This is a genomic window from Micromonospora sp. CA-246542, assembly GCF_050942905.1.
Classification (GTDB): Bacteria; Actinomycetota; Actinomycetes; order Mycobacteriales; family Micromonosporaceae; genus Micromonospora.
The window spans coordinates 3414435-3432606 of the sequence record NZ_CP192040.1 but is presented as its reverse complement, the minus strand read 5'-3'; the positions used below and the strand labels follow the sequence as shown (position 1 = coordinate 3432606).

17 protein-coding genes and 1 riboswitch are annotated in these 18172 nt (G+C 73.0%); of the genes, 6 read left to right on the top strand and 11 right to left on the bottom strand.

The window, feature by feature from the left end; genetic code table 11:
• Positions 1-111 precede the first annotated feature (111 nt).
• From ACQP0N_RS16070 to pdhA, 3 genes are read right to left on the bottom strand one after another with little or no spacing between them, the layout of a single operon-like run.
• Positions 112-1623: a dihydrolipoamide acetyltransferase family protein gene (locus ACQP0N_RS16070; RefSeq protein ID WP_433121196.1), complete on the bottom strand. Its 1512-nt coding sequence runs from the start codon at positions 1621-1623 to the stop codon at positions 112-114.
• Positions 1620-2624: an alpha-ketoacid dehydrogenase subunit beta gene (locus ACQP0N_RS16065; protein WP_433121650.1), complete on the bottom strand. Its 1005-nt coding sequence runs from the start codon at positions 2622-2624 to the stop codon at positions 1620-1622. Before ACQP0N_RS16065 ends, ACQP0N_RS16070 begins: the two co-directional genes overlap by 4 nt.
• Positions 2621-3787, bottom strand: a complete 1167-nt coding sequence (gene pdhA / locus ACQP0N_RS16060) for a pyruvate dehydrogenase (acetyl-transferring) E1 component subunit alpha (protein WP_433121194.1) — start codon at positions 3785-3787, stop codon at positions 2621-2623. Before pdhA ends, ACQP0N_RS16065 begins: the two co-directional genes overlap by 4 nt.
• Positions 3788-3917: 130 nt before the next feature.
• On the opposite strand from pdhA, the gene ACQP0N_RS16055 reads away from it, so the two are divergent.
• Positions 3918-4400 (top strand): Lrp/AsnC family transcriptional regulator, encoded by a 483-nt coding sequence (locus tag ACQP0N_RS16055; RefSeq protein WP_433121648.1) that lies wholly within the window; start codon positions 3918-3920, stop codon positions 4398-4400.
• Between the two features lies 1 nt (position 4401).
• Here the strand turns inward: ACQP0N_RS16055 and ACQP0N_RS16050 are convergent, their stop codons facing one another.
• From ACQP0N_RS16050 to ACQP0N_RS16035, 4 genes are read right to left on the bottom strand one after another with little or no spacing between them, the layout of a single operon-like run.
• Positions 4402-5373 carry a DNA polymerase domain-containing protein gene (locus tag ACQP0N_RS16050; protein WP_433121192.1) on the bottom strand — a complete coding sequence of 324 codons (972 nt, stop codon included), beginning with the start codon at positions 5371-5373 and terminating at the stop codon, positions 4402-4404.
• 37 nt (positions 5374-5410) lie between these two features.
• A complete protein-coding gene (locus tag ACQP0N_RS16045; RefSeq protein WP_433121190.1) occupies positions 5411-6706 on the bottom strand; it encodes an acyltransferase family protein in 1296 nt (431 codons plus the stop codon).
• Positions 6707-6727: 21 nt separating this feature from the next.
• A complete protein-coding gene (locus ACQP0N_RS16040; RefSeq protein ID WP_433121188.1) occupies positions 6728-7699 on the bottom strand; it encodes an NAD-dependent epimerase/dehydratase family protein in 972 nt (323 codons plus the stop codon).
• 23 nt (positions 7700-7722) lie between these two features.
• Positions 7723-8613 carry a glycosyltransferase family 2 protein gene (locus ACQP0N_RS16035; protein ID WP_396804883.1) on the bottom strand — a complete coding sequence of 297 codons (891 nt, stop codon included), beginning with the start codon at positions 8611-8613 and terminating at the stop codon, positions 7723-7725.
• Positions 8614-8822: 209 nt separating this feature from the next.
• Between ACQP0N_RS16035 and ACQP0N_RS16030 the strand changes: the two genes are divergently transcribed.
• The 5 genes from ACQP0N_RS16030 (at position 8823) to ACQP0N_RS16010 (ending at position 14460) form a co-directional block, all read left to right on the top strand.
• Positions 8823-10382 carry a glycosyltransferase family 39 protein gene (locus ACQP0N_RS16030; protein WP_433121185.1) on the top strand — a complete coding sequence of 520 codons (1560 nt, stop codon included), beginning with the start codon at positions 8823-8825 and terminating at the stop codon, positions 10380-10382.
• 62 nt (positions 10383-10444) lie between these two features.
• Positions 10445-11176: a histidine phosphatase family protein gene (locus ACQP0N_RS16025; RefSeq protein ID WP_433121646.1), complete on the top strand. Its 732-nt coding sequence runs from the start codon at positions 10445-10447 to the stop codon at positions 11174-11176.
• Positions 11160-12029: an NAD(P)H-hydrate dehydratase gene (locus tag ACQP0N_RS16020; protein ID WP_433121183.1), complete on the top strand. Its 870-nt coding sequence runs from the start codon at positions 11160-11162 to the stop codon at positions 12027-12029. The genes ACQP0N_RS16025 and ACQP0N_RS16020 overlap by 17 nt, the downstream gene beginning before the upstream one ends.
• Before the next feature lie 93 nt (positions 12030-12122).
• Complete coding sequence (locus tag ACQP0N_RS16015; protein WP_357119014.1) at positions 12123-12623, top strand: hemerythrin domain-containing protein; 501 nt, start codon at positions 12123-12125, stop codon at positions 12621-12623.
• A gap of 292 nt (positions 12624-12915) precedes the next feature.
• Positions 12916-13005, top strand: a riboswitch (ZMP/ZTP riboswitch).
• A gap of 18 nt (positions 13006-13023) precedes the next feature.
• Positions 13024-14460 (top strand): glycine hydroxymethyltransferase, encoded by a 1437-nt coding sequence (locus ACQP0N_RS16010; RefSeq protein ID WP_357119020.1) that lies wholly within the window; start codon positions 13024-13026, stop codon positions 14458-14460.
• Positions 14461-14510: 50 nt separating this feature from the next.
• Here ACQP0N_RS16010 and ACQP0N_RS16005 read toward each other — a convergent pair whose 3' ends face one another.
• Genes ACQP0N_RS16005 through ACQP0N_RS15990 form a run of 4 tightly spaced genes read right to left on the bottom strand, consistent with a single transcriptional unit; the run spans position 14511 to position 18171 of the window.
• Positions 14511-14771 (bottom strand): hypothetical protein, encoded by a 261-nt coding sequence (locus ACQP0N_RS16005; RefSeq protein WP_007460594.1) that lies wholly within the window; start codon positions 14769-14771, stop codon positions 14511-14513.
• Positions 14771-16087, bottom strand: coding sequence for an aminotransferase class I/II-fold pyridoxal phosphate-dependent enzyme (locus ACQP0N_RS16000; protein WP_433121179.1), 1317 nt, complete (start codon positions 16085-16087; stop codon positions 14771-14773). The genes ACQP0N_RS16005 and ACQP0N_RS16000 overlap by 1 nt, the downstream gene beginning before the upstream one ends.
• A 4-nt stretch (positions 16088-16091) precedes the next feature.
• Positions 16092-17192, bottom strand: a complete 1101-nt coding sequence (locus tag ACQP0N_RS15995) for an alpha-hydroxy acid oxidase (protein WP_433121177.1) — start codon at positions 17190-17192, stop codon at positions 16092-16094.
• The gene (locus ACQP0N_RS15990) at positions 17185-18171 is read right to left on the bottom strand and encodes an alpha/beta hydrolase (RefSeq protein ID WP_433121175.1); all 987 of its coding nucleotides are present in this window, start codon (positions 18169-18171) and stop codon (positions 17185-17187) included. The genes ACQP0N_RS15995 and ACQP0N_RS15990 overlap by 8 nt, the downstream gene beginning before the upstream one ends.
• Between the last annotated feature and the right edge of the window lies 1 nt (position 18172).

The window sequence follows — 18172 nt, the reverse complement described above, 5'->3', positions numbered from 1 at the left end:
GTCCGGCGCGTACCGGCGGGGCCGACTTCCCGGTGACACGGCCGGGAAACCCCAGGCCGCGCGCCGGCCCCGACGCCGCGCAAGCGGCGTCGGGGCCTCAGGGGGTACGCGTCAGACGGCGGCGATCAGCAGCGCCGGGCGCTCCACGCAGTCGGCGACGTGTCGCAGGAAGCCACCGGCCACCCCGCCGTCGCAGACCCGGTGGTCGAAGGTGAGGCTCAACTGGGTGACCTTGCGGACGGCCAACTGCCCGTCGACCACCCACGGCTTGTCCACGATCCGCCCCACGCCGAGCAGCGCCGCCTCGGGGTGGTTGATGATCGGCGTGGAGCCGTCCACGCCGAACACCCCGTAGTTGTTGAGGGTGAAGGTGCCGCCGGTGAGCCGGGCCGGCGCGAGCGTCCCGGCCCGGGCCGCGGCCGTGGTCTCCGCCAGCGCGGCGGCCAGTTCGGCGGTGGTGAGCCGCTGGGCGTCCCGCAGCACCGGCACCAGCAGGCCCCGGTCCGTCTGCGCGGCGATACCCAGGTGCACGCCGGCGGACTGGACGATCCGCTGGCCCTCGGTGTCGACGCGGGCGTTGAGCTGCGGGTACCGGCGCAGGCCGCTGAGGCAGATCCGGGCCAGCAGGGCCAGGATGCTCACCGGGGCGTCGGGCGTCGCCGCGTTGATGGCCGCACGGGTCTCCAGCAGCCCGGTGGCGTCCACGTCGACCCAGATGGTCACCTCGGGGATCTCCCGCCGGCTGCGGGAGAGCTTGTCGGCGATCACCTTGCGGATGCCGGTGAGCGGGATGACCATGTCGCCGTCCCCGGTCGGGGCCAGGGTGACGTGAGGCTCCGGCACGGCGGCGAGCCGGGGCGCGGTCGAGGCCGCCTCCACGTCGGCGCGGCGGATCACCCCGCCGGGTCCGGTGCCCCGCACCGCGCTCAGGTCGACGCCGCGCTCGCGGGCCAGCCGACGGACGATCGGCGAGATGACCAGGGCACTCGACGACTGGGCACCGACCGTCGCGCCGTCGTCGGCGGCAGCGGAGTGGGAGGCCGGACTCGCGCCGGGCCGGTCAACCCCGACCGCGCCGGTAGCGGCCGAGCCAGTAGCGGCCGAGCCAGTAGCGGCCGGGCCGACGGCAGCCGAGCCAGTAGCGGCCGGGCCGACGGCAGCCGAGCCAGCGCCGGTCGCGCCAACGCCGGTCGGGCCGGTGGCGGTCGGCGCGGCGTCGGTCGGGTCGGGGGCAAGGGTCAGGCGCGGCCGGCGGCGACGGCGGGTCGCGCCGCCGTGGCCCGTCCCGTACCCGATCAGGACGTTGCCGGAGCCGGCCCGCTCCTCCTCGCGGTAGGTGGCGTGCCCGGCGGGCTCGCCACCATCGCCGTCCAGCGGCGCGATGGTGATCAACGGCTGGCCGACCGGGCGGACCTCGCCGGCCGCGCCATGCAGGGTCACGACCCGTCCGGCGTACGGGCAGGGCACGTCGACGACCGCCTTGGCGGTCTCCACCTCGACCACGCTCTGGTCCACCTCGACGACGTCACCGACGGCGACCCGCCACTCGACGATCTCGGCCTCGCTCAGCCCCTCGCCCAGGTCGGGCAGGAGGAAGACCTGGGTCCGCTCGACGGTGGTCATGCCGCCGCCCAGCGCGCGTCGGGCTGGTCGTCCCACTGCAGGCGGGCGACCGCGTCGAGGACGCGGTCCACGCCCGGCAGGTGGGTGTGTTCCAGCATCGGCGCCGGGTACGGGATGTCCAGCCCGGCCACCCGCAGCACGGGAGCGTGCAGCGCGTGGAAGCAGCGCTCCTGCACCCGGGCGGCGATCTCCGCGCCGACGCCCGCGAAGCCGGGCGCCTCCTGGATGACGACGCACCGACCGGTGCGCCGGACCGAGGCGGTGATGGTGGCGTCGTCGAACGGCACGATGGTGCGCACGTCCACGACCTCCAGGTCCCAGCCCTCCTCGCGCGCGGCCTCGGCGGCCTCCAGGGCGACCGGCACCGCCGGTCCGTACGCCACCAGGGTCGCGTCGCGGCCGGGCCGGCGCACGACGGCCCGGCCGAACGGCTCGGTCCGCGTCGGCAGGGCCGCGTCGGCGCTGGCGAAGTAGAGCTTCTTGGGCTCCATGAAGACCACCGGGTCGGGGTCGTCGATCGCCTCCCGCAGCAGGGAGTACGCGTCGTCGACGGTAGCCGGGGTGACGACCTTGAGGCCGGGCGTGTGCGCGTAGTACGCCTCGGACGAGTCGCAGTGGTGCTCGACCCCGCCGATCCCGCCCGCGTACGGCACGCGGATGACGATGGGCACGCTGAGCGCCCCGCGGGTGCGGTTGCGCAGCTTCGCCACGTGCGAGGCGATCTGCTCGAACGCCGGGTACGCGAACGCGTCGAACTGCATCTCGACCACCGGCCGCAGCCCGGACATGGCCAGGCCGACGGCGAAGCCGACGATGCCGGCCTCGGCGAGCGGGGTGTCGAAGCAGCGCTTCTCGCCGAAGCGGGCCTGGAGGCCGTCGGTGATCCGGAATACGCCGCCGAGCGCGCCGACGTCCTCGCCGAAGACGACTACCCGCTCGTCGGCCGCGAGGGCGTCGGCGAGCGCGGAGTTGAGCGCCTTCGCCATGGTGGTGGCCATCAGGCGTCACCCTCTTCGTCGTGCGCGGCGGCGAGCTCGGCGCGGACCTGCTCGCGCTGCTCGACGAGCTGTGGGGTGGGCTCGGCGTAGACGTGGTCGAACAGGCTCAGCGGGTCGACCGTGGGCTGGCTGTTCATCCGGGTACGCAGGTCCGCCGCGTACGCCTCGGCCTGCTCGGCGATCTCGGCGACGGCCGCGTCGTCGAGCACCCCACGGGCGCGCAGGTAGGCCTGGAGGCGGGCGACCGGGTCCCGGTCCCGCCAGGCGTCGACCTCCGCGCCGTCGCGGTAGCGGCTGGCGTCGTCGGCGTTGGTGTGCGGCTCCATCCGGTAGGTGTGCGCCTCCACCAGGAACGGCCCGTTTCCGGCGCGGGCGTGCGCGACCGCGCGGGTCAGCACGGCGAGCACGGCGACCGGGTCGTTGCCGTCGACCTGCTCACTGGGTACGCCGTAGCCGACGCCCTTGTACGCCAACGAGGGCGCGGCGGTCTGCCGGGACAGCGGGACGCTGATGGCGTACCTGTTGTTCTGCACGAAGTAGACGACCGGGGCTTTGAACACGGCGGCGAAGTTGACGCCCTCGTGGAAGTCGCCCTCGCTGGTCGCCCCGTCACCGATGAAGGCCAGCGCCACCGTGTCGCGCCCCTGGTACGCCTCACCGTGGGCGAGCCCGGCGGCGTGCACGCACTGGGTGGCGAGCGGGGTGCACTGCGGCGCGGTGTGCACCCGGGTCGGGTCGTAGCCGCAGTGCCAGTCGCCGCGCAGCAGGGTGAGAACCTCGACCGGATCGATGCCTCGGGCAACCAGCGCCATCGATTCGCGGTAGGTGGGGAACACCCAGTCGGTGTCGCGGACGGCGAGCGTGGCGGCCACCTGGCACGCCTCCTGGCCCCGGGACGACGGGTAGACGGCGAGGCGGCCCTGCTTGGTCAGCGCGGTCGCCTGGGTGTCGAACCGGCGGCCGAGCACCATCCGGCGGTACAGCTCCCGCAGCGCCTCGACGGGCGGTTCCGGGTAGTCGGTGCGGGCCGGCAGCGGCGTGCCGGTCTCGTCGAGCAGGCGGACCGGTTCGGCGTCCGGCAGCAGCGAACGCGCCGGGTCGGGCGGGGTGACCGTCCGACGGGCGCGCGGGGATGCCCTGCGGACCGCCTGGGGTGTGGTCGTCACGGCGGGACCTCCTGGGACGTGTGGTGAGCCTATGCTTCCGCCTGACGGATGATTGACTCAAGATCCACGAAGAAGGCGGGACGTCTGGCATGCGGGAGGCAGATCGGTGAGCCAGGAGGCCGAAGACGGGGTGGGTCGGGCGGCCGGAGCGGGACGATCGGCCCGAGCCTTGGACGAGGTCGACCGGCGGATCGTGGACGAACTGGTCCGCGACGGGCGTACGTCGGTGCGCACGCTGGCCGAACGGATCCACATCTCGCGCACCAACGCGTACGCCCGGGTCGAGCGCCTGGTGCGCGACGGCGTGATCACGGGGTTCCGGGCACAGGTCGCGCCCGAGGCGGCCGGACTGGGCACCTCGGCGTACATGGCGTTGACGATCGAGCAGAACACCTGGCGGGAGGTGTCAGCCGAGCTGGCCCAGGTGCGCTACGTCGAGCACGTCGCACTGCTCAGCGGCGAGCACGACGTGCTGGCCCTGGTCCGGGCGCCGGACAACGCCGCCCTGCGGGACGTCGTACTCGACCGGGTGCAGCGCATCTCCGGGGTGCTGTCGACGCGGTCGTGGCTGGTCTTCGAGGAGTTCGAGGGCACGCAGAGCCCGTGGCAGTAGGTCACCGTACGGGCGGGGCCTCCAGGCCTTCGCGGTCGGCCAGTTCCAGCAGCGGCTCCAGCGAGTGCCGGTCGCCGTCCAGGCCGGCGTGCGGGTCGCCGCGCTCGGCGAACCGGGCCGGCATGGTGAGCACGTCGAAGTCCTCCGGACGGGCGTCGTCCAGCTCCGCCCAGTCCAACGGCGCCGACACCAACGCCTGCGGCGTCGGCCGGATCGAGTACGCCGACGCCATGGTGTGGTCGCGGGACATCTGGTTGTAGTCGACGAAGACCGGCCGGTCCCGCTGATCCCGCCACCAGGTGGTGGTGACCAGGTCCGGCAGCCGACGCTGCATCTCCCGTCCCAGCGCGAGCACCGCCCGGCGGCACTCGCCGAAACTCCACCGCGGCTCGATCGACAGGTACACGTGCAGGCCCCGCCCGCCGGTCGTCTTCGGGTAGCCCGTCATGCCCAGTTCGGCGAGGAACGCGCGCACCTCCCGGGCCACCGGCACCACCTGCTCGAAGCCGACGCCCGGCAGCGGGTCGAGGTCGATGCGCAACTGGTCGGGGCGCTCCACGTCGCGGGCGGAGACCGGCCACGGATGGAACCGCAGGGTGCCCAGGTTGGCCGCCCAGATCACCACGGCCAGCTCGCTCGGCGCGACCTCGTCGGCCGTCCGGCCGCTCGGGAACGTGATGTGCGCGGTGCGCACCCACTCGGGCGCGCCCGCCGGCAGCCGCTTCTGGTAGAACGCGTCGCCGCGGTTGGTCTGCCGGGTCGCGATCGTCGCGCCCTCGAAGACGCCGCGCGGCCAGCGTTCCAGCATGGTCGGCCGGTCGCGCAGCGCCCGCAGGATCCCGTCGCCGACCGCCAGGAAGTAGCGGACCACGTCCAGCTTGGTCAGCCCACGTTCCGGGAAGTACGGCTTGTCGGGGCTGGAGACGCGGACCAGCCGCTCCCCCACCCGGATCTCCTCCGCCGCCGTGGCCACGCCCCCGAGGGTACGACGTGGCGGCGGACCCGGTGGGCTACCGGCCGGTGACCAGCGTGGCGTGCTGCTGCGGCAGTTCCTCGGTCGGGCCGCCGACCGACGCCGGCTGCGGCTCCTCGGCCACGGCGGTCTGCTGCTCGACCGGTACCGTCTGCGCCGTGCGGCGGGCCACGAAGCCCGGCGTCCAGTCCTTCAACCGCAGCGCCGGGCGCTCGACGAGCTTCCACGAGACGAACGCGGCGACGAAGGCGACCGCGAGCGACATCGCGGCGAACGGGACGTACCCCCAGCGGCTCCAACCCAGACTCGCCATCACCTGCTGGCCGACGAACCCGTAGATGTAGATGCCGTACGAGTAGTCGTTCTTGCGGCCCACCCAGTGCAGCTGGCGGGGCATCCGCACCGACAGCCACACCAGCAGGTACGCGAACGCCGGCAGCCCGATGGCGAAGAACCCGCCGAAGAGCAGGGACAGTCCCAGCGCCACGGCCGAGCCGATGCCCAGCGCGTCGTTGATCGGCACCCGCTCCCGGTAGAGGTCCAGGGTCGCGCCGAACGCGAACAGGAAGCCCAGGTAGACGATGTAGTGGAAGCTCATCACGCCGACCAGGGGCGAGTCGAACGACCAGCTCGCCGTGGACGCCGGCCCGCTGAACTGCCCGGAGCTCACCCAGTCCTGCAGGATGCTCAGGTAGAGCGCGACGGTCAGGAACAGCACGAACCGGCGGGCGTTGCGCAGCACCGCGGTGATGGCCAGGACACCCACCACGACGTAGCAGAACATCTCGTACTTGAGTGACCACAGGGCGCCGTTGAAGACGCTGGAGCCGCTCTTCTCACCCCACGGGGTGGTCGCCTTGAGCAGGTCCTGAATGCCGTACTGACGGACACCGGTCCACCAGTTGGCCTGTAGGTAGGCCAGCGGGCCGCCCCGGTCCCAGGCGTTGTCGAAGAAGCCGGCCGTGGTCCCGTGCTCGCGCAGGGCCACCAGCGGGGCCACCACCAGCGCGGTGATCAGCAGGCACACCCAGAGGCCGGGGAAGATACGCAGCGCGCGGTGCCAGGCGTAGCGGATGATGCCGGTACGCCGGGCGCTGCGGGTGATCAGCAGGCCGGAGAGCACGAAGAAGCCGTACACCGCCATGGTGCCGACGTTGGTCTGCCGGCCGGTCAGGTGGTAGCCGAGGTCGTTGGCGCCGAAGCCGAGCGGCTTGGAGTGCGACAACACCACGCCGACCGCGAGGCAGAGCCGGATGAGCCCGATGCCGTTGCTGCGGCCGGAGAGCAGGTCGGCGAGCGTGCCACGGGAGCGGACGAGGGCGGGGGTAGTCATGCGGTCAGGACCTCTCGACCATCAGGCGGGCACCTCGGCGCCGGCGTGCTCCCACAACTGCTTCATTTCGGTGTGCAGATCGTCGCTCGGCGACCAGCCGAGCACCTCGGCGGCGAGCCCGACGTCCAGCCGCTGCCAGCTCGTCTCGGCCGGGCCGGTGTGCTCGGCCTCGACCAGATCGGTCGGCACCTCACTGACGTCGATGAGGAGCTGGACCATATCACGGGCACTGGCGGCGACTCCGCGACCGATGTTGATCACGTGGCCGGCCGCTGCGGGACGGGTCGTGGCCAGCAGCACGGCGGCCACCACGTCGCTCAGGCCCACGAAGTCACGCCGCGAGCCCAGCGGAGCCAGCTCCAGCCGGGCCCGCTCGCCGGCGCGCTGGGCGTCGCGCAGCCGACCCGCGACCACCCCGAGCAGGCTGTGCCCGGGCTGGCCGGCGCCGATCACGTTGCCGACCCGCAGCGTCACGCCCTCGATCAGGCCCGCCCGGTCGGCCTCGGCGACCGCGGTGGTGCAGCGGAGCTTGAACTCGCCGTACGGCATCACCGGCGCGGGCCGGAGCCCTTCGGCCATCGACGTGTCGACCGGCACCAGCCCGTACTCGTGCACGCTGCCCAGCTGGACCACCCGGACGCGTCCGGGCAGTCGGCCGGCGGCCTCGATGAGGCGCTCGACCAGGGTCACGTTGACGGCGAGCATCTGCGCGTCGTTGAGCCCCCACATGCCGCCGGCGGAGTTGACGACCACGTCCGGTTCGAGGTCGCGCAGCAGGGCGGTGATCTCGTCCACGTCGGCTGCGGCGAGGTCCAGAGCACGGACGGCGACCCCCGGCCCGATGTCGCGCGGCGTACGGGCGACGGCGATGACGGTGTGCCCCGCGTCGGCCAGCGCCCGGCAGATCGGACGGCCCAGGAAGCCGGTGCCGCCGAGCACCACCACCCGCCGCCCGTCGGCCTCCGGCGCCGGCTGCCGCTGCTCGACGATCATGGCTTCTCCCTGGCTGTGGTCGCTCATCGGCCCGGCCCGAACGCGTGCCGCGACAGGCTCTTCACACCGGTCATCCGGCCGGCGAGCACGGCCGTCGGCAGCAGCGTGATGGCGTGCAGCCGGGACGACATGTAGCGACGGGCCGCCCGTGCCGCCCGGGGCCAGCCCTGCTCGTCCATCCGCCGGGCGACCTGGACGAAGTACGCCCGCGCCTCGGTGAACCGGGTGCCGGTGATCGCATCGGCGGCGGACTTGCTCACCGCGTGTCGCCGGTACTGGAAGCACAGGGTGTTGTCGATCGCCATCTGCTCGCCGCGCTGGATCAGGTCGATCACCAGCGCGAGGTCCTGGATGACCTGGAACTCCTCGCGGAAGTCGACGGCCTTGAGGGCGTCCGTCCGCCAGCAGATCGACGGGAAGTAGAACCAGCAGCCGCGCAGCAGGCTGGCCGCCAGGTCCTCGCCACCCATCAGCGTCCGGGACTCCACGCGCGGGGCGTAGAGCCGACGCTTGGCCTCGTCGACGATGGTGTTGACCACCGTGCCGTCGGCGTCGATGATCTCGACTCCCGGCTGCACCATACCGACGCCCGGGTACTGCTCGATCACCGATCGCACGGTCGCGACGTAGTTGGGGTGCATGATGTCGTCCGTGCCCATCATCACCAGATACTCGTGCTCGGCGAGGCCGACGCACTTGCGGTAGTTGTTGGTGATGCCGAGGTTGCGCTCGTTGCGCTGGTAGCGGACCCGCTCGTCGGTGATCTGCGCGAACCACTCCGGCACGCCCGGCTCGGTGCCGTCGTCGACCACGGTCAGACGCCAACCCGGATCACTCTGTGCCATCACGCTGCGCACCGCCGCCTGCATGAGGGGCACACTCCCGTAGTACGGCAACATGATGTCGACAATCATCGGTTCCCCGGGCCTTACTCTGCGTGGTGGACGTGCGCGACGGGCGCGGGCCACATTATCAGGCACGGCGTCCGAATCCAGTACCGGCGATCCGGCCCCGGGGCTCGCCGCGCCACCACCGGCGGTGACCGGACGACGGGTCCTCCGGCGACCACGCCGACGGCTATCATCGTCGCGCCCACTCCCCGCTCGCCCCCGATCGGACGCCGATGCCAGACCGCGCCGTCACCACGGACGCGCCTCCCGCGCCCACCGACGCGGGGCCGCCCCCGCCCGCCACCGAGTCGGAGGGACGGCGACCCCCTCTCGCCCGCCGACTCGTGCTCAGTGTCTGGTTCTGGCCCACGGCGTTCGCGGCCCTCGCGATCGGCTGGCGTCTCGGCAGCCCGGAGATGTGGCACGACGAGTTGGTCACCGTCGACGTGGCGACCCGCTCGACCGGGCAGATCCTGGGGATGCTGGCGAACGTCGACGCCGTGCACGGGGCGTACTACCTCTTCATGCACGGCTGGACGAGCCTGTTCGGCACCGACGCGGCCGTCGTACGGCTGCCGTCGGCGCTGGCGATGGTCCTGGCGACCACGTGCGTGGCGCTGGTCGGACGTCGGATCTTCGACCGGACGGCGGGTGTCGCCGCCGGCTTCGTCTTCGCCCTCGTGCCCACCGTCACCCGCTTCGGGCAGGAGACCCGGTCGTACGCCTTCGTGGTCCTGGCCGCGGCGGCGGCCACGCTGTTCCTGCTCCGGGCGTTGCAGCGCCCGGGGTGGCTGCGCTGGATCGCGTACGCGCTCGCCGTGGCCGGCATCGGCCTGGTGAACGTGGTGGCGCTCACGCTGCTGCTCGGGCACGGTGTCGCCGTCCTGATCCACGCCTGGCGGGAGCGCCGCTGGTGGTCGCTGGCCTGGTTCGTGCTCGCCACCGCCGCCGGGGTGGGGATCGCCGCCCCGGTGATCCTGCGCGGTATGAAGCAGGCGGGACGGCAGATCAGCTGGATCCCGGACAGCGCGCCGTGGACGGTCTGGGAACAGGTCTTCGGGTCGGTGCTGCTCGCCGCCGCGATCACCGCGCTGGCCGTGGTCGGGGTGCTGACCCACCTGCGCCGCGACGTGGCCGCGCGGACGGCCGCCGCCGCGGTGATCGCCGCGCTGCCGGTGCCGGTGATCCTGGTGGCCTCCACCGGCGACATCAACTACTTCTTCTCCAAGTACCTGCTCTTCCTCGTGCCGGCGTGGGCGGTGCTCGCCGGAGGCGCCGTCGCCGCGCTGCGCCGCGCGCCGCTGGTCGCGGTGGCAGTGGTGGCGCTGGCCGCCCTGAGCGTGCCCGGTCAGCTCGCGCTGCGCGGGGAGTACTCGCACGGCTGGTACACGTACCCGCAGAAGCGCGCGTTCGCGCCGTTGTCCTACTCGCAGGCGGCGCGGGTCATCGAGGCCGGCTACCAGCCCGGCGACGGCCTGGTCGCGGGTGGCCCGTGGTGGTGGATGCACGAGCCCGGGGTGCGCTACTACCTTCCCGCCGACATCTCGCCGCGCAACGTCTTCCAGCAGCGGTCGGCGGCTCAGCGCGACGAGCTGTTCGGCGCGGACTGCCCGACTCCGGCCCGCTGCCTGCGGGACGAGCCGCGACTGTGGGTGCTGTTGCCGACGGTCACCGACGCGCCGCTGACCGGCCTGCCGAAGAAGCAGGCCGCCGCTCTCGCCGAACGGTACGAGGTGGTCCGCGTCACGCACGTGACCGGGCTGACCGTGGCCCTGCTGCAACGGCGCGGCTGAGTCGACACCCGGCCCGGCGCCGGCACGGTTACCCCGTGCCGAGCCCGGGTACCGGGGTCGGCATGGCGGAACTGTCGACGCTCTGGATCATCCGGCACGGGGAGAGCACCGCGAACGTGGCGGCCACCCGGGCCGAGGAGAGCGGCGCGGACGTGATCGCCCTGAGCCACCGCGACGCCGACGTACCGCTCTCGGACACCGGCGAGGAGCAGGCGCGGGCGACCGGTCGCTGGCTCGCGGGGCTGCCCGAGGACCGGCGACCCGACGTCGCGGTGGTGTCGCCGTACCTGCGGGCGGTGTCCACGGCGAAGCTGGCGCTGCGCGGCACCGGGATTCCGGTGAGCCGCGACGAGCGGCTGCGCGACCGGGAGCTGGGCATCCTCGACGGCCTGACCGGGCACGGGGTGCGCCAGCGGTTTCCCGACGAGGCGAAGCGGCGTGACCGGCTGGGCAAGTTCTACTACCGGCCGCCCGGGGGTGAGGCCTGGACCGACGTGGCGCTGCGCCTGCGGACGCTCCTCGGTGACCTGCGCCGCGACCACGAGGGCCAGCGGGTGCTGCTGTTCGGCCACGACGCGCTGGTCTTCCTGCTGCGCTACCTCATCGAGGGATTGACCGAGCCGGAGCTGATGGCGTTGACCCGCGAACACGTGATCGCCAACTGCTCGGTCACCGACTGGTCCGCCGACGAGCAGGGCCGCCTGCGGCTGGGCGGCTTCAACGAGGTCGGCCACCTGCACCGGCAGGGCGCCGAGGCGACCAGGGAGGACGAGATCCATGCCGAACCGGTCTGAGGTGAAGGTGATCACGCCGGCGCTGCTGCGGGACTGGGCGCTGCCGGTGCCGGCCGGGGGCAAGGAGAGCCGGGGCACCGTGCTGGTGATCGGCGGCTCCCGCTTCACCCCCGGGGCGGTCCTGCTCGCCGGAGTGGCCGCGCTGCGCGCCGGCGCCGGGGTCCTGCAGCTCGCCCTGGCCGAGTCGACCGCCGCCACGCTGAGCATCCAGGTGCCCGAGGCGCTCGTGGTGGGGCTGCCGGAGACGTCCGACGGCACGGTCGCCGCCGATCGGGCCGGCCAGCTCCGCGAGTTGGCCGGCGCGGCCGACGTGGTGGCCCTGGGTCCGGGGTTGACCGGCATCGACGAGACCTCCCGACTGCTGGACCTCGTCCTGGAGGCGACCGGGCCGCAGACCCCGCTGGTCCTGGACGCGTACGCCCTGGGCGCGCTCAGCCACGAGCCGAAGCTGCTGGTCGGCTCCGGCCGCCCGGTGGTGCTCACCCCCAACGTCACCGAGGCCGGCCACCTGCTCGGCCGTGACCCGGGCGACGACCTGAGCGCCGAGGCCGCCGAGCTGGCGCACCGGTACGAGGCGGTGGTCTCGCTCTACGGGCACGTGGCCGCCCCGGACGGGCGTGGCTGGCGGGAGGAGAGCGGCGACGCCGGCCTTGGCACGTCCGGCAGCGGAGACGTCCTCGCCGGCCTGCTGGCCGGTCTCCTGTCCCGGGGCGCCGACCCGGCGCAGGCCGCCTGCTGGGGTGCGTTCGCGCACGCCGTGAGCGGCCAGCGGCTGATTCCCCGGTACGGCCGGATCGGTTTTCTGGCCCGGGAACTGCTCGACGAGATCCCGCGCACCCTGGCCACCGTCTGACCAGGCGAGGTGAGCCGGGTTCGTCTGTTTCGCCACTCCGGCTCGGGGTACCGGATCGACACCAGCCGAGCTACCGAACAAGGGGGCACACCGGTGTCGACCGATGCCATCGTCCTGCTCAAAGAGGACCACAAGGAGATGCGCCGTCTGTTCAAGGCCTTCCAGGACGCCGAGGAGGGACCGGCGAGCCAGCGGCAGAAGCTGGTGGACCAGATCCTGGAGGCACTGACGGTGCACACCTACCTGGAGAACGAGGTGATGTACCCGGAGGTCCGCCGGCTCCTGCCCGACCTGGAGGACGACATCCTCGAGTCGTACGAGGAGCACCACGTGGCCGACCTGCTCTGCCTCGAACTGGCCAGCATGGACGCCAAGGACGAGCGCTTCACCGCCAAGACGACGGTGCTGATCGAGAACGTCACGCACCACGTCGAGGAGGAAGAGGAGGAGTGGTTCCCCAAGGTCCGCGAGGCGTTGGGCCGTAAGCAGCTCCAGGAGATCGGCGAGAAGATGATCGCGCTGCGCGCCGACGCGCCGCGTACCCCCACCCAGCCGAAGGCGATCAAGAAGGCGCGCGACGCGGTGACCGCCTGAGGCGACGCGTTCGCACCGAGGGGCCCGGCACATCGCCGGGCCCCTCGGTGTGCCGCCCCGGCCCCGCCCCCGCCCCCGCCCCGCGATCTTGCACTTTCTGTTGCCGATTGGCGATGTTTCGTGCTGTTTTGTCGCGACAGAAAGTGCAAGATCGCGGGAGGCGGGGTCGGGGCGGGGGCGGGGTCGGGCGCGAAGCCCCCTGGCCCCATGCCCGAGCGAGGACCGTTCAACCACCTCGGCGGGCTCGCGTCGGGAGGTCGGCCGGGTCGGCCGGCGCCGGCCCGGTAGGATCAGCGCGGGCCGTTACTGGCGCGTTGGGATGGAGAACCATCGGGGAGCGGCCCCGTCACGAGGACGTTTGCCGTGCGCCTGGGCCTTCCGCACATTCGTAGGAGGTCGCATGTCGCGCAACGCCGAGTCCACCGCATTCCGGAGCGCCCTCGAGGTGATCCGGGCTGTCGAGCCGCGGGTGGCCGACGCCATCGGCGCCGAGCTGACCGACCAGCGGGAGTCGCTCAAGCTCATCGCCAGCGAGAACTACGCCTCCCCGGCCACGTTGCTGGCCATGGGCAACTGGTTCAGCGACAAGTACGCCGAGGGCACCGTCGGCCGCCGCTTCTACGCCGGCTGCCAGAACGTCGACACCGTCGAGGCGCTCGCCGCCGAGCACGCCCGGGAACTGTTCGGTGCCGCGCACGCGTACGTGCAGCCGCACTCGGGCATCGACGCCAACCTGGTCGCCTTCTGGGCGGTGCTCGCCGACCGGGTGGAGTCCCCCGCCCTGAAGAAGGCCCAGGTACGCCAGGTCAACGACCTCACCGAGGCGGACTGGTTCGAGCTGCGCCGCGAGCTGGGCAACCAGCGGATGCTCGGCATGTCCCTGGACGCCGGCGGTCACCTCACCCACGGGTTCCGGCCGAACATCTCCGGCAAGATGTTCGACCAGCGCAGCTACGGCACCGACCCGGCCACCGGGCTGATCGACTACGACCGGGTGGCCGAGGCCGCCCGCGAGTTCAAGCCGCTGATCCTGGTGGGCGGCTACTCGGCGTACCCCCGGAAGGTGAACTTCCGGATCCTGCGCGAGATCGCCGACTCGGTGGGCGCGACCTTCATGGTCGACATGGCGCACTTCGCCGGTCTGGTGGCGGGCAAGGTGTTCACCGGCGACTTCGACCCGGTGCCGCACGCGCACATCGTCACCACCACCACCCACAAGTCGCTGCGCGGCCCGCGCGGCGGCATGGTGCTCTGCCAGCCGGAGCTGGCCGACCAGGTGGACCGGGGCTGCCCGATGGTGCTCGGCGGTCCGCTGCCGCACGTGATGGCCGCCAAGGCCGTCGCCCTGGCCGAGGCCCGCCGTCCCGACTTCGCCGACTACGCCCAGCGGATCGTGGACAACTCGCAGGCCCTCGCCGACGGGCTGCTGCGCCGGGGCGCGAAGCTCGTCACCGGTGGCACCGACAACCACCTGGTGCTGATCGACGTGTCCGGGTACGGGCTCACCGGCCGGCAGGCCGAGCAGGCCCTGCTCGACTCCGGCATCGTCACCAACCGCAACTCGGTCCCGCAGGACCCGAACGGCGCCTGGTACACGTCCGGCATCCGGATCGGCACCCCGGCGCTGACCACCCGGGGCCTCGGCACCGCCGAGATGGACCAGACGGCGGAGCTGATCCACACCGTGCTGACCCAGACCACGGCCGGCGCGAACGCCGACGGCACCCCGTCCAAGGCGAAGTACACGCTCGACGCCGACCTGGCCGACAAGATCTCCCGCCAGGCCGCCGACCTCCTGGCCCCCCACCCCCTCTACCCCGCCGTCGACCTGACCTGACGGTCCCTCGCCCCGCCCCCCCGCCGCGGACGGGGGGGCGGGGCGAGGTGTTAGTTCAGGGGGCGTTTTAGGTGGTAGCGGTGGACTTCGGTGCTGCCTTGGACGTTGTTGACGTCCTCGGCCGCTGAGACCAGCTCCCAGCCCTCGCGGCCGGCGCGGTTGAGGTGCGCGATGGCCGTGTCGCCGTAGGCGGTGATGTCCTTACGGGACCCGTCCGGGCCGTACCAGACGAACGAGACGGTGAAATTGCGACCCTGTCCCTGATAGCGACGAACGAGCAGGGCGTACTCCCAGGCAACCATGCGGCCCATTATGACCGTCCACGCAGGAGCTCGTCGGTGACGAGGGCGGCGAGTCGGTCCAACCCGACGTCGATCTGCTCCGGCGTCACCGCGCTGACCGACAGCCGCAGCGCGCGCACCGGCGCGGTGTCGTCGTAGAAGTGCGCCATCGGCGTCCACAGCACGCCGTAGTCCCGCCCCGAGATGTCCAGCAACGCGTCGTCGACGACGAACGGCACGGTCACCACCACGAAGAACCCGCCGGCCGGCACCGTCCAGCGCACCTCCGGCCGGTCCGCGAAACGCCGGGCCAGGCCGGCCACCAGGTGGCGCAGGTTGCGGGCGTACGCGGCCCGCTCCCGGGTGTTCGCGGGCACCAGGCTGCACCCGTGCTCCAACAGCCGCCCACCGATCACCGCCTGCGCGAGCGGCGAGGTGTTCACGGTGACCATGCTCTTGATCATGGCGAGTTGGTCGGCGAACGGCCCGACGCGGCCGTCCCGGTCGGCCACCCGCTGGTCGGCGACCACGTAACCGACCCGGGCACCGGGCAGCACCGTCTTGGCGAAGGAGCCGAGGTAGACCACCCTCCGGTCGGTGTCCAGCGCCTTCAGCGTGGGCGGACGCGGCCCGTCGGCGACGGCGAACAGCCCGTACGGGTTGTCCTCCAGCAACAGCAGGTCCTCCTCGGCGGCCAGCGCCAGCAGCCGCTGCCGGTCGGCGACGTCGATGCTGACCCCGGACGGGTTGGCGAAGTCCGGCATCACGTAGCAGGCACGCGGCCGCAGGCCCGCCTCTCGGGCCTTACGCGCCTGGGCCCGCAGGTCGGCGAGGTCCACGCCGGACGGTCCACCGGCGACCGGCCACACCGGCAGGTCCACCAGCCGAGCCGCCCCGGTCAGCCCGACATAGGTCGGCGCGACCGCCAGCAGCACGTCCGTCGGGCCGGTCCGTAACGCCCGCAGCACCAGGAACATGGCCTCCTGACACCCGACGGTCACCACGACGGCCTCCGGATCGACCGTGATCCCCTCGTCGAGGGCGAGGTTACGGGCGACCAGGTGGTGCACGATGCCCTTGGTCCGGCCGTACTGCATCAGCAACCGGCGTGCCTGCTCGGGCGAGTGCCCCCGCTCGTCGACGAGGTGCCGGTGGAACGTGTCCAGGTGCCGGTGCACCGCGGCGACGTCGAGGAACTCCTCGTACGGGCGGCCGGCCGCGAGCGACACCGCTTCCGGATACCGTTCGGACACCTCGTTGAGGAAGTTCATCGAGGTCAGCGCCGGGTCGCCGAGCGCGGGGTGCAGATCAGCGACGGTGAGGTCGACCGATTCGGTGGCGTCCACCGGCTCAGCCCGTCCGGAGGGTCCGCAGCGCGGCCGCCGCCGCCGGGTCGGCACACCCGGCGAGGGTGAGCGCGTCCCGCACCTCGGCGGCGAGCAGCGCCAACGCGTCCTGCGCGCCGCGCCGCCCGCCGACGGCCAGCGCCCAGAGCAGCGGTCGACCGACCAGAACGCCCGCCGCGCCCAGCGCCAGCGCCCGCAGCACGTCGGTGCCGCCCCGGATGCCGCTGTCGAGCAGCACCTGACAACCGTCGCCGACCGCGTCGACGACCTCCGGCAGCATGGTGACGCTGGCCGGGGCGCCGTCCAACTGCCGGCCCCCGTGGTTCGACACCACCACCGCGTCCGCCCCGATCCGTACCGCCTCGACCGCGTCACGGGGGTCCAGCACCCCCTTGACGACCAGCGGCAGGTCGACGTGCTCGCGCAGCCAGGCCAGATCCGCCCAGCGCAGAGCCGATTCGAACGACGCGTCGGTGTGCGCGGCGATCGCCGAGACACCGGGGACGCCCGCGTGGGCGAGCGTGTCCCTGCCGTACGGCAGGTTCGCGGCGACCACGTCGGGCGGCAGCCGGAACGCGTTGCGCAGGTCGCGGGGGCGTCGGCCGAGCACCGGGACGTCCACGGTGACGACGAGGGCACGGCAGCCCGCCGCCACGATCCGGGCCAGCAGGTCGCGGACCAGAGCCCGGTCGCGCAGCCAGTAGAGCTGGAACCAGACGTGGGCGCCGGTCGCGGTGATCTGTTCGATCGGTGTGCTGCTCAGCGTGCTCGCCACGAACGGCACGCCGGCCGCGCCGGCCGCCGCCGCGAGGCCCGCCTCGCCGTCCGGGTGTACGAGCCGCTGGTAGGCCATCGGCGCCACCCCGACCGGCAGCGCGTACGGCTCACCGAGCAGTCGTACGCCGGTGTCCACCGCATCCCTGCCGCGCAGCACCCGGGGCAGCACGGCGACCCGGTCCAGCGCGGTCCGGTTGGCGGCCAGGGTCACCTCGGCCGCGCCACCGCCGGCGACGTAGTCCCACACGTCCGGGGTCAGCACCGCCCGCGCCTGTTCCCCGTAGTCGGCGAACGTCACCGGCCGGTCGGCCAGCACCCGCTCAACCACCGCGTACCCCCGTGCCCTCCGGCTGGGCCGGCGCCGCCTCCCGATCCGACGACACACCGAACCGGTCCCGCAGGAACGCCGCGGCGCTGTCCTGCGCGCGCCGGCCGTCGGTGAACACGCCGGGCATGGCGAAGAACCCGTGGATCATCCCCGGGTAGTAGTCGGCACGGACGGGCACGCCGGCGGCGTCCAACCGCTCGGCGTAGCGCTGCCCCTCGGCGCACAGCGGGTCCAGCTCGGCGGTGATCACCAGAGCCGCCGGCAGGCCGGACAGGTCGTCGGCGCGCAGCGGCGACGCCAGCGGGTCCCGCGCCCGCTCGGCGTCGGTGAGGTAGTGCGTGCGGTACCAGGCCACCGAGTGGCGGTTGAACAGGGTCGGGTCGTCGCCGACCGGACCGGACGGGTCGCCGCCGATGTCGGTGTTCGGGTAGACGAGCAGTTGCGCGGCCAGCGCGGGCCCGTCCGTGCGGCAGAGCAGGGTCACGGCGGCGGCGAGGTTCCCACCGGCGCTGTCCCCGCCGACCGCCAGCCTCGTCGGGTCCACCCCGAACCGGGCGGCGTTCTCGGCGATCCAGACGGTCGCGGCGTGGCAGTCGTGCACGGCGGCCGGGAAGGGGTGCTCCGGGGCGAGCCGGTAGCCGACGGTCACCACCTGGCAGGGCACCGCGTTGGCCAGCCGGCGGCAGATCCCGTCGGCGGTGTCGATGCTGCCGAGGGTCCAGCCGCCGCCGAAGAAGTACAGCAGGGTGGGCAGCGGACCCGACCCGGCCGGCCGGTAGACCCGGATGGGCAGATCACCACCCGGACCGGGGATGTGCTCGTCGCGTACCTCGGCGACCTGCTCGACCGCGCCGCCGCCGGCGCGGATCGCGGCCAGGTCCGCGGCGCGCGCCTCGGCGAGGGTCTGCGTGTACAGCGGCGGCGTGCCCGCCGCGGCGCGGGCGGCGCGGTAGGCCGCCACCTCCGGGTGCAGGGCCATG

What these genes read in the sequence shown, in the direction of transcription:
- ACQP0N_RS16070 (WP_433121196.1), bottom strand. Translation starts at nt 1,623, where the DNA reads ATGACCACCGTCGAGCGGACCCAGGTCTTCCTCCTGCCCGACCTGGGC.
- ACQP0N_RS16045 (WP_433121190.1), bottom strand. Translation starts at nt 6,706, where the DNA reads ATGACTACCCCCGCCCTCGTCCGCTCCCGTGGCACGCTCGCCGACCTG.
- ACQP0N_RS16040 (WP_433121188.1), bottom strand. Translation starts at nt 7,699, where the DNA reads ATGATCGTCGAGCAGCGGCAGCCGGCGCCGGAGGCCGACGGGCGGCGG.
- ACQP0N_RS16035 (WP_396804883.1), bottom strand. Translation starts at nt 8,613, where the DNA reads ATGATTGTCGACATCATGTTGCCGTACTACGGGAGTGTGCCCCTCATG.
- ACQP0N_RS16030 (WP_433121185.1), top strand. Translation starts at nt 8,823, where the DNA reads ATGCCAGACCGCGCCGTCACCACGGACGCGCCTCCCGCGCCCACCGAC.
- ACQP0N_RS16025 (WP_433121646.1), top strand. Translation starts at nt 10,445, where the DNA reads ATGGCGGAACTGTCGACGCTCTGGATCATCCGGCACGGGGAGAGCACC.
- ACQP0N_RS16020 (WP_433121183.1), top strand. Translation starts at nt 11,160, where the DNA reads ATGCCGAACCGGTCTGAGGTGAAGGTGATCACGCCGGCGCTGCTGCGG.
- ACQP0N_RS16010 (WP_357119020.1), top strand. Translation starts at nt 13,024, where the DNA reads ATGTCGCGCAACGCCGAGTCCACCGCATTCCGGAGCGCCCTCGAGGTG.
- ACQP0N_RS16005 (WP_007460594.1), bottom strand. Translation starts at nt 14,771, where the DNA reads ATGGGCCGCATGGTTGCCTGGGAGTACGCCCTGCTCGTTCGTCGCTAT.
- ACQP0N_RS15990 (WP_433121175.1), bottom strand. Translation starts at nt 18,171, where the DNA reads ATGGCCCTGCACCCGGAGGTGGCGGCCTACCGCGCCGCCCGCGCCGCG.